Origin of the sequence: Actinomadura sp. WAC 06369, assembly GCF_003947565.1 — a bacterium.
Classification (GTDB): domain Bacteria; phylum Actinomycetota; class Actinomycetes; order Streptosporangiales; family Streptosporangiaceae; genus Spirillospora; species Spirillospora rifamycini.
Window position 1 is genome coordinate 42,283 of sequence record NZ_QHJN01000042.1, and the last position, 9,193, is coordinate 51,475.

A 9,193-nucleotide genomic window follows, 5' to 3' on the forward strand; every position below is an offset into this window, starting at 1 on the left:
ACCGACCGGCGTCCGGGACGGGCCGGGGCGCATGTGGGTTTTTCTGCGATGAACCACGCTTCCCCCTTGACTCGGACACAAGTGAGGCATAAATACAAGAGAACAAGCTTAAACAGGAGGAAACCAACATGCTTTCGGGAACGGGCCGCGCATGATCGTCACGCTGACGCTCAACCCGAGCCTCGACCGGACGATCGAGGTGGACGTGCTGACGCGCGGCGCGGTGATCCGGGCCCGTTCGGCGCGCCTCGACCCGGGCGGCAAGGGCGTCAACGTCTCCCGCGCGCTGCTGGCCAACGGCGCCGACTCCACCGCCGTGCTCGCGGTGGGCGGCGCCGACGGCGAGGAGCTGCGGCGGCTGCTGCGGGCCGAGGGGCTCCCCGTCCGCGCGGTCCGGGTCGCCGGGCGCACCCGCTCCAACGTCACCGTCGTCGAGCCGGACGGCGTCGTCACCAAGCTCAACGAGCCGGGCGGCCCGCTGTCCCCCGCGGAGCTGGACGAGGTCACCGGCGCCGTCGAGGCCGCGGCGGCGGGCGGGGCCGGCTGGGTGGTCTGCTGCGGGAGCCTGCCGCCGGGCGTCCCCGACACCGCCTACGCCGCGCTGTGCCGCCGGTTCGCGGCGGACGGCGCCCGGGTCGCGGTCGACACCAGCGGGCCCGCGCTGCGCGCGGCGGTCGCCGCCGGCCCCGACCTGGTCAAGCCGAACCTGGAGGAGCTCGCCGAAGCCGTCGGCGGCCCGGTCGGCACGGTCGCCGACGCCGTCGAGGCGGCGGGCGAGCTGCGCGCGCAGGGCGCCCGCGGCGTGCTCGTCAGCCTCGGCGCGGAAGGGGCCGTGCTGGTCGACGACGACGGCGTGCTCAGCGGCGACGCCCCGGTGGCGCGGCCGCGCAGCACGGTCGGCGCCGGCGACGCCCTGCTCGCCGGGTTCCTCGCCGCGGGCGCGCGCGGCGAGCGCGCCCTCGCCGAGGGCCTGGCCTGGGGCGCCGCCGCGGTCCGGCTGCCCGCCAGCCGGATGCCGGGGGCGCGCGACGTCCGCCGCGACATCGTCCGCATCCACCCGCGCCCCGACCTGGCCCGTCCCCTCCTCACCTGACCCCTCCCGGGCCGCCCGGGACCACCCCACCCCCGAACGACAGGAGGCCGCGATGGCCACCGCGTACACCCCCGAGCCCGCGGGCGGCGGGCTCCGCGCGACCGTCCAGCGGTTCGGCGGCAAGCTCGCCGGGATGGTGATGCCCAACATCGGCGCGTTCATCGCCTGGGGCCTGATCACCGCGTTGTTCATCCCGACCGGCTGGCTGCCGAACGAGGACCTCGCCGAGCTCGTCGACCCGATGATCAAGATGCTGCTGCCGGTGCTGATCGGCTACACCGGCGGCCGCATGGTGCACGGGCAGCGCGGCGCCGTGGTGGGCGCCGTCGCCACCGTCGGCATCGCCGTCGGCGCGGAGCAGCCGATGTTCCTCGGCGCGATGATCATCGGCCCGCTCACCGCGTACCTGCTGAAGCTGTTCGACGACCTCGTGCAGGACCGCGTCCGCACCGGCTTCGAGATGCTGGTGGACAACTTCTCCGCCGGGATCATCGGCGCCGCCATGGCGGTCGCCGGGCGCGCCGTGATCGGCCCGGTGATGGGCACCGTGTCCGACTGGGCCGGGGACGCCGTCGGGTGGCTCGTCGAGCACAACCTGCTGCCGCTGACGTCCCTGCTGGTCGAGCCCGCGAAGGTGCTGTTCCTCAACAACGCCGTGAACCACGGCGTGCTCACCCCGCTCGGCATCCAGCAGGCGACCGAGACCGGCAAGTCCGTCCTGTTCATGATCGAGTCGAACCCCGGTCCGGGCATCGGCGTGCTGCTCGCGTACCTGTTCTTCGGCCCGAAGCGGCTGCGCCCGAGCGTCCCCGCCGCCGCGATCATCCAGTTCTTCGGCGGCATCCACGAGATCTACTTCCCGTACATCCTGATGAAGCCGCGGATGATCCTCGCGGCGATCGCGGGCGGCATGACCGGCGTGGCGATCTTCGCGGCGACCGGCGTCGGGCTGGTCGCGTCGCCGTCCCCCGGCAGCATCTTCGCCTACCTGGCGCAGACGCCGCGGGGCGCCGGGAACTGGTTCGGCGTGTACGGCGGCCTGCTCGCCTCCGCCGCCGTCTCGTTCGGGGTCGGCGCCGCCCTGCTCGGCTTCGGGCGGCTGGCCGAGCCGGACGGCGCCGGCGACGGCGGCGACGGGACGGCCGCGAAGGACGGCGAGGACGCGTCCGACGCGCCCGGCACGCGGAACGAGGCCGGCGCGCAGAGCGAGGCCGGCGGGAACGAGGCCGGCGGGAACGAGGCCGGCGGGAACGAGGCCGGCGAGGACGCCGCCGGCGGCAAGGCCGACGAGACGAAGGTGGGCGCCGGCGGGCGGGCCGGCGACGAGACCGCCCCCGAGACCGACGCCGCCCCGGTGACCGACCGACCCACCGAAGGGACCCCACGATGAACGGCAAGGACGTCCGCAAGCTCGTGATCGCGTGCGACGCCGGGATGGGCAGCAGCGTCATGCTCGCCGGCCACCTCCGCAAGACGCTGAAGAAGCAGGACGTGACGGTCGAGCACACCCCCGTCGACTCGATCCCCGCCGACGCCGACGTGGTCGTCTGCCACAGCGGCCTCGCCGCGCGGGCCCGGCGGGGCGCCGCCGACGGCACCCCGGTGATCCCGTTCGAGGTCTACCTCGGCGACCCGGCCGTCGACCGGCTCGTCAAGGTGATCAAGGACGGCGGTGAGGTCGGTGGCTGACCCCGCCGCGGGCGCGGCGGCGCGGCTGCTGGACCCGGCCGCGATCCGGCTGCACGAGCGGGCCGCCGGCCGCGACGAGGCCGTCCGGCTGTGCGGGCGGGTGCTCGTGGACGCCGGCGCGGTCGAACCCGGCTACGTCGACGCGATGCTCGAGCGGGAACGCTCGATCTCCACCTTCCTCGGGGAGGGCGTGGCGATCCCGCACGGGACCGCGGCGGGCCGCGACCTGGTCCGCCGCGACGCCCTCGCCGTCGTCCGGTTCCCGGACGGCGTCGACTGGGGCGGCCCGGAGGCCACCGTGTGCATCGCGATCGCGGCGCGCGGCGACGGCCACATCGGGATCCTGGCGGAACTCGCCCAGGTCCTGCTCGACCCGGACCGGGCCCGCGCGCTGCGCGAGGCCGCGGCCCCCGAGGACGTCCTGCGCCTGCTCGATCCTGCGGGCGCGGACGGAACGACCGAAGACGACCGACTCGAAGAACAGGAACCGACCGGATGAAGGTAGCCCGTTTCCACGCCCCCGGCGACATCCGCCTGGAGGACGCGCCCGAGCCGGAGCCCGGCCCGGGCGAGCTGAAGATCCGCGTGCGGAACTGCTCCGCCTGCGGGACGGACGTGAAGATCTCCCGGTTCGGGCACCACCACATCGTCCCGCCGCGGGTGATGGGGCACGAGATCGCCGGGGAGGTCGTCGCGGCGGGCCCCGGCGCGGACGACTGGGCGCCGGGCGACCGCGTCCAGGTCATCGCCGCGATCCCGTGCGGCGACTGCGCCGAGTGCCGGCGCGGCCGGATGACGGTGTGCGCCGCGCAGGAGTCGATGGGCTACCACTACGACGGCGCGTTCGCCCAGTACATGATCGTCCCGGCGAAGGTGCTCGCCGTGAACGGGGTGAACCGCGTCCCGGACGGCGTGTCGTTCGCGGAGGCGTCGGTGGCCGAGCCGCTCGCGTGCGTCCTCAACGGGCAGGAGCTGGCGCGGGTCGGCGAGGGCGACGACGTCGTGGTGTTCGGGTCGGGGCCGGTGGGGTGCCTGCACGTGCGGGTGGCGCGGGCGCGCGGCGCGGCGCGGGTGTTCCTCGTCGAGGTCAACGCCGAGCGGCTGGAGCGGGCGGCGGCGGTGGTCAAGCCGGACGCGGCGATCGACGCGGGCGCGTCCGACGTCGTCACCGAGATCCTGGACCGGACGGGCGGGCGCGGCGCCGACGTCGCGATCACCGCGGCCGCGTCGGGCGCGGCGCAGGAGACGGCGCAGCGGCTGATGGCGCCCCGCGGGCGGGTCAGCCTGTTCGGCGGCCTGCCGAAGGACGCGCCGGTCATCTCCGTCGACGCGAACCGGGTGCACTACCGGGAGCTGAGCCTCGTCGGCGCGAACGGCTCCAGCCCCGCCCACAACGCCCGCGCGCTGGACCTGATCGCCTCCGGGGCGGTCCCGGTCGACGACCTGATCACGCACCGGCTGTCGCTGGACGACCTGCACGAGGCGCTCGACCTCGTCACCCGGGGCGCCGCCATCAAGGTGACCATCGAACCCTGACCGGAAGGAGGGCACGCGATGCCCGAACGGACCGTGGTCCTCGGCTCGGCGCAGGGGCTGCACGCCCGGCCGGCGAAGATCTTCGTGGAGGAGGCGGCGCGGCAGCCCGTCCCGGTGTTCGTCCGGACCGGGGAGCGCGGCCCGGTCCCGGCCGGGGGCCTGCTGGGGGTGCTGTCGCTGGGCGCCGGACCGGGCGCCGAGGTGACCCTGTCGGCGGACGGCGACGGCGCCGACGCCGTCCTGGACGCGCTGGCGGCGCTGCTCGCCCGCGACCTGGACGCCGAACCGGACGCCGAACCGGACGCCGGGCCCGGCCCCGCGGCCGGCGCGGCGCCCTGACCGGGCCGCCGCGGGAACGTCGGGCGGGCCGGGGGCGTCGGGGACAATGGCGGGCATGTACGCCGAGGAACGACAGCAGGCGATCCTTGCCCTGGCCCGCTCGAAGGGGCGGGTGGACGTCGTGGCGCTCGCGGAGGAGTTCTCGGTGACGACCGAGACGATCCGCCGCGACCTGACCGTCCTGGAGCGGGCCGGGACGATCCGGCGGGTGCACGGCGGCGCGATGCCGGTCGAGCGCCTCGGCTTCGAACCGGAGCTGGCCGCGCGGGACGCGGTGCTGACCGAGGAGAAGCAGCGGATCGCGAAGGCCGCGCTGGCCGAGCTGCCCGCCGAGGGGTCGATCATCGTGGACGCCGGGACGACCACGGCCCGGTTCGTCCAGCTCCTGCCGACCGACCGCGAGCTGACCGTGATCGTCAACTCGCCGCCGCACGCGGCCGTGCTCGCCGCCCGCCCCAACCTCACGGTGATCATCCTGGGCGGGCGGGTGCGGCCGCGGACGCTGGCCACGGTGGACGACTGGGTGCTGCGGCCGCTCGCCGACCTGTGGGTGGACGTGGCGTTCATGGCGACGAACGGATGCTCCGTGGAGCGCGGCCTGACCACGTCCGACCAGGCGGAGGCCGCGGTGAAGCGGGCGATGATCGCCTCGTCGCGGCGGCGGGTGCTGCTCGCCGACCGCACCAAGATCGGGCACGATCACCTGGTGCGGTTCGGCGACGTGTCGGACATGGACGTCCTGATCACCGACACCGGGCTGGACACCGACCTCGCCGCCGACCTCGCCGCCGCCGGTCCCGAGATCGTCCGGGCGTGACCGGACCGGCCGGTAGGCTGTCGGCCGGTCTCGGGGCGGTGCGGGAACGGCGCGCCCGCCCGGGGCCGCCGGACGGAGGTGGAGCGGTGGCGCGGGCGTCGGCAGAGCGGGCCCCGGAGGAGGCGTCCGTCCCGGACCGGCTCCTGGCCGAGGCGACCCGGCTGTTCGCCGAGAAGGGGTTCGCCGACGCCTCGGTGCAGGAGATCGTGGCCGCGGCGGGCGTCACCAAGGGCGCGATGTACCACTACTTCGGCTCCAAGGACGACCTGCTCTACGAGATCTACCACCGGCTGCTCGCGCTGCAGATGGGCAGGCTGGAGCGGATCGCCGACGGGCCCGGCACGGCGGCGGAGCGGCTGCGCGCCGCCGCCGTCGACGTCCTGGAGACCTCGTTCCGGCACCTGGACGACTTCACCGTGTTCTTCCAGTCGACGCACCTGCTGCGGCGCGACCGGCGGGAGGCCGTCCGGGCGGAGCGCCGCCGATACCACGAGCGGTTCCGGGCGCTGGTCGAGGAGGGGCAGCGCGAGGGGTCGTTCCGCGCGCCGCCCCCGGCCGACATCGCCGTGCACTTCTTCTTCGGCACCGTCCACCAGCTCGGCACGTGGTACCGGCCGGGCGGGCGGCTGGAGACGGCGGCGATCAGCGAGCACTACGTCGACCTGTTCCTCAACGGCCTGCGGAGCTGAGGCCGGGGGCCCGCTCAGTCCTTCTCGACGCGCTCCACCTTCAGTTCCGATCCGGCATGGCGCGCCCGGAGCGGCTTCTTGTCCCACTTCCCGACCGTGGTCTTGGGAATCTCGTCCAGGAACGTCCAGTTCTCGGGGACCTGCCAGCGGGCGACCTTGCCGGCGAGGAATGCGGCGAGTTCGGCGGCGGTCGCGGTTTCGCCGTCCCGCAGGACGACGCAGGCGAGCGGGCGCTCGTCCCAGCGGGGGTCCGGGATCCCGATGACGGCGGCCTCCGCCACCGCCGAATGCGCCATGAGGTGGTTCTCCAGCTCGACGGACGAGATCCACTCGCCCCCGGACTTGATGACGTCCTTGACCCGGTCGGTGATCTGGTAGAAGCCGCGGTCGTCGATCGTGCCGATGTCGCCGGTGCGCAGCCAGCCGTCGTGGAACTTCTCCGGCGCCGGGTCCCGGTGGTAGGCGCCGGTGATCCACGGGCCGCGGACCTCGATCTCGCCGACGCTCGTCCCGTCCCACGGCAGCTCGTCGCCCGCGTCGCCCACGATCCTCATCTCGACGCCGGCGGCGACGCGGCCCGACTTCATCCGCCAGTCGACGTCCCGCGCGGTGCCGGGCTCGACGCCGGGCGGCGGGAACGCCATGCCGCCGAGCGGGCTGGTCTCGGTCATCCCCCAGCCCTGGATGATCCGCAGGCCGTAGCGCTCCTCGAAGCGCTCCAGCAGGACGCGGGGCGCGGCGGCGCCGCCGGACGTGCCGGACCGCAGCGACGACAGGTCGATCTCGTGCTGCTCGCCGTGCGCGAGGATCGCGTTCCAGATCGTCGGGACGGCCGAGGCGAGCGTGCTGCGCTCGGCCTCGATGAACGCCGTCAGGTGCTCGGCCTGCATGAACGGCCCGGGCATGTGCAGCGTCGCGCCCGACAGGAACGCCCCGTACGGCAGCCCCCACGCGTTGACGTGGAACATCGGGACGATCGCCAGCACCCGGTCGGCCTCGGTGATGCCGACGAGCGACGCCGACTGGACGGCCATCGCGTGCAGGAACGTGGACCGGTGCGAGTACACGACGCCCTTGGGGTCGCCGGTGGTGCCGCTGGTGTAGCACATGGACGCGGCGGCGCGCTCGTCCACGTCGGGCCACGCGAAGCCGGGCTCCTCGGCGGCGAGCAGGTCGCGGTAGCGCAGCACGGGCGCGCCGTTGCCGTTGCGCTCGAGCGGCGCGGCGTCGCCGTCGCCGACCACGACGAACGCCTCCACGGCGGGGAGCCGGTGGACGACGCGGGCCAGCAGCGGAACCAGGCTGTCGTCGACGATCACGACCTGGTCGTCGGCGTGGTTGATGATGTGCGCGAGCTGCTCGGGGAAGAGCCGGATGTTCAGGGTGTGCAGGACGGCGCCCATCGCGGGCACCGCGAAGTACGCCTCGAGGTGCTCCTGGTTGTTCCACTGGAACGTCGCGACCCGGTCGCCGGGGCGCACGCCGAGCCGGGTGAGGGCCGCGGCGAGCCGCTCGGCGTTGGCGGCGACCTCCGCGAAGGTCGCCCGCCGGGGTTCCCCGCCGCCGGTCCACGTCACGCACTCGCTGCGCCCGTAGACCCGGGCCCCGTGCCGCAGGATCGCGGCGACCGACAGAGGGAAGTCCTGCATCGTGCTCTGGATCATTGCTTTTCTCCCAGTTCTTCCAGGGCCTCCAGCCCCGACTTCAGCAGCGGCTCCACGGCGGCGCCGATCGCCTCGAAGCCCTCCCCCACCGTCTGGCCGCGCAGGTACCGGTAGTGGATGCCTTCGGAGATGACCGCGAGCTTGAAGCAGGCGAGCCCGACGTAGAAGCCGAGCGCCGCCAGGTCGCGGCCGCTCCGCTCGGCGTAGCGGGCGGCGACGTCGTCCGGCGACGGGAACCCGGGCGCCCGCATGGCGTCGCCCCGCCCCGGCTCGGGCGCCGGCCGCCGCATGTAGACGAGGAGGAGCGCCAGGTCGGTGAGGGGGTCGCCGAGCGTCGCCATCTCCCAGTCGAGGACCGCGGCGACGCGGTCGTCCGCGTCGACGAGGAGGTTGTCGAGCCGGTAGTCGCCGTGGACCACCGCGGCCGGGGACCGGGCGGGGACGTTCGCCGCCAGCCGGGCGTGCAGGGCGTCGGCGTCCGGGAGGTCGCGGCTGCGGGACGCGTCGAGCTGCTTCTTCCAGCGCCGCACCTGCCGCTCCAGGAAGCCGTCCGGACGGCCGAAGCCGGCGAGTCCCGCCTCGTCCGGATCGACGCGGTGCAGCGCGGCGAGGGTGTCGACCATCCGCTCCCCGACGGCCGCGGTGCGCTCCGGGCCGAGCGGCGCCAGCTCGGCAGCATCCCGGTACGGGGTGCCCTCGACCTTCTCCATCACGTAGAACGGCGCGCCGATGACGTCGGGGTCCGCGCAGAGGGCGTACGTCTCGGGGACGGGCACGCCGCCGCCCGCGAGCGCGCTCATCACCCGGTGCTCGCGGGACATGTCGTGGGCGGTGGCGAGCACGTGGCCGAGCGGCGGTCGGCGCACGATCCAGCGGGCGGCGCCGTCGGTGACCTCGTAGGTGAGGTTGGAGCGGCCGCCCGCGACGACGCGGGCGCGCAGCGGGCCGGTGACGGCGCCCGGGCGGGCCGCGTCGAAGAAGGCGCGGAACCGGTCGAGGTCGAGGCCGGGCACGTCGGTCCCGAACCCGGCGGGTCCGGGGGCCGCGGGCCCGCGCGCGTCCGGGGCGGGGGCGGCGGAGTCGTCGAGCACCCGCCGAGGACACCATACCGACCGGTCGGTACGCAAGGGTCGGGCCTGATCCGCCGCCGAGACTGTGCCCGGCGACCAAAGGCCGCCCGGGATTTCTGTGGTTCGGGACGTATCGCCCGGGGCGGCCCGGGGCGTTTGATCGGGGCCATGAAGATCGCCGCGCGGGCGGCGGCGGTCACCGCGGCACTGGTGCTCGCGATGACCGCCGCCCACCCCCTGCCCGCCGGGGCGTCACCGGACGCGAGCCCGTCCGCGACCGGCCCGAGCCCCGCCAC

Annotated in this window: 10 protein-coding genes; 8 read left to right on the plus strand and 2 right to left on the minus strand. The window is 74.9% G+C overall.

Features of this window, described 5'->3' with window-relative positions:
• Nucleotides 1–151 precede the first annotated feature (151 nt).
• The 8 genes from pfkB (at nucleotide 152) to DMH08_RS14220 (ending at nucleotide 6,163) form a co-directional block, all read left to right on the plus strand.
• A complete protein-coding gene (pfkB, locus tag DMH08_RS14185; protein WP_026406232.1) occupies nucleotides 152–1,093 on the plus strand; it encodes a 1-phosphofructokinase in 942 nt (313 codons plus the stop codon).
• Nucleotides 1,094–1,145: 52 nt separating this feature from the next.
• The gene (gene mtlA / locus DMH08_RS14190; RefSeq protein WP_125614539.1) at nucleotides 1,146–2,483 is read left to right on the plus strand and encodes a PTS mannitol transporter subunit IICB; all 1,338 of its coding nucleotides are present in this window, start codon (nucleotides 1,146–1,148) and stop codon (nucleotides 2,481–2,483) included.
• The gene (locus DMH08_RS14195) at nucleotides 2,480–2,782 is read left to right on the plus strand and encodes a PTS lactose transporter subunit IIB (RefSeq protein ID WP_125614542.1); all 303 of its coding nucleotides are present in this window, start codon (nucleotides 2,480–2,482) and stop codon (nucleotides 2,780–2,782) included. The genes mtlA and DMH08_RS14195 overlap by 4 nt, the downstream gene beginning before the upstream one ends.
• The gene (locus DMH08_RS14200) at nucleotides 2,775–3,281 is read left to right on the plus strand and encodes a PTS sugar transporter subunit IIA (protein WP_125614545.1); all 507 of its coding nucleotides are present in this window, start codon (nucleotides 2,775–2,777) and stop codon (nucleotides 3,279–3,281) included. Before DMH08_RS14195 ends, DMH08_RS14200 begins: the two co-directional genes overlap by 8 nt.
• Complete coding sequence (locus DMH08_RS14205) at nucleotides 3,278–4,318, plus strand: zinc-dependent dehydrogenase (protein ID WP_125614548.1); 1,041 nt, start codon at nucleotides 3,278–3,280, stop codon at nucleotides 4,316–4,318. The genes DMH08_RS14200 and DMH08_RS14205 overlap by 4 nt, the downstream gene beginning before the upstream one ends.
• 18 nt (nucleotides 4,319–4,336) lie before the next feature.
• Nucleotides 4,337–4,657 carry an HPr family phosphocarrier protein gene (locus DMH08_RS14210; RefSeq protein WP_026406235.1) on the plus strand — a complete coding sequence of 107 codons (321 nt, stop codon included), beginning with the start codon at nucleotides 4,337–4,339 and terminating at the stop codon, nucleotides 4,655–4,657.
• A gap of 55 nt (nucleotides 4,658–4,712) precedes the next feature.
• A complete protein-coding gene (locus DMH08_RS14215) occupies nucleotides 4,713–5,474 on the plus strand; it encodes a DeoR/GlpR family DNA-binding transcription regulator (RefSeq protein WP_026406236.1) in 762 nt (253 codons plus the stop codon).
• Nucleotides 5,475–5,560: 86 nt separating this feature from the next.
• Nucleotides 5,561–6,163 carry a TetR/AcrR family transcriptional regulator gene (locus DMH08_RS14220; RefSeq protein WP_026406237.1) on the plus strand — a complete coding sequence of 201 codons (603 nt, stop codon included), beginning with the start codon at nucleotides 5,561–5,563 and terminating at the stop codon, nucleotides 6,161–6,163.
• 14 nt (nucleotides 6,164–6,177) lie between these two features.
• On the opposite strand, the gene DMH08_RS14225 is transcribed toward DMH08_RS14220, so the two are convergent.
• Entirely contained in the window at nucleotides 6,178–7,827 is a 1,650-nt protein-coding gene (locus tag DMH08_RS14225; protein WP_233617584.1) for a long-chain fatty acid--CoA ligase, read from the minus strand.
• Entirely contained in the window at nucleotides 7,824–8,840 is a 1,017-nt protein-coding gene (locus DMH08_RS14230; RefSeq protein ID WP_026406239.1) for a phosphotransferase family protein, read from the minus strand. The genes DMH08_RS14225 and DMH08_RS14230 overlap by 4 nt, the downstream gene beginning before the upstream one ends.
• Between the last annotated feature and the right edge of the window lie 353 nt (nucleotides 8,841–9,193).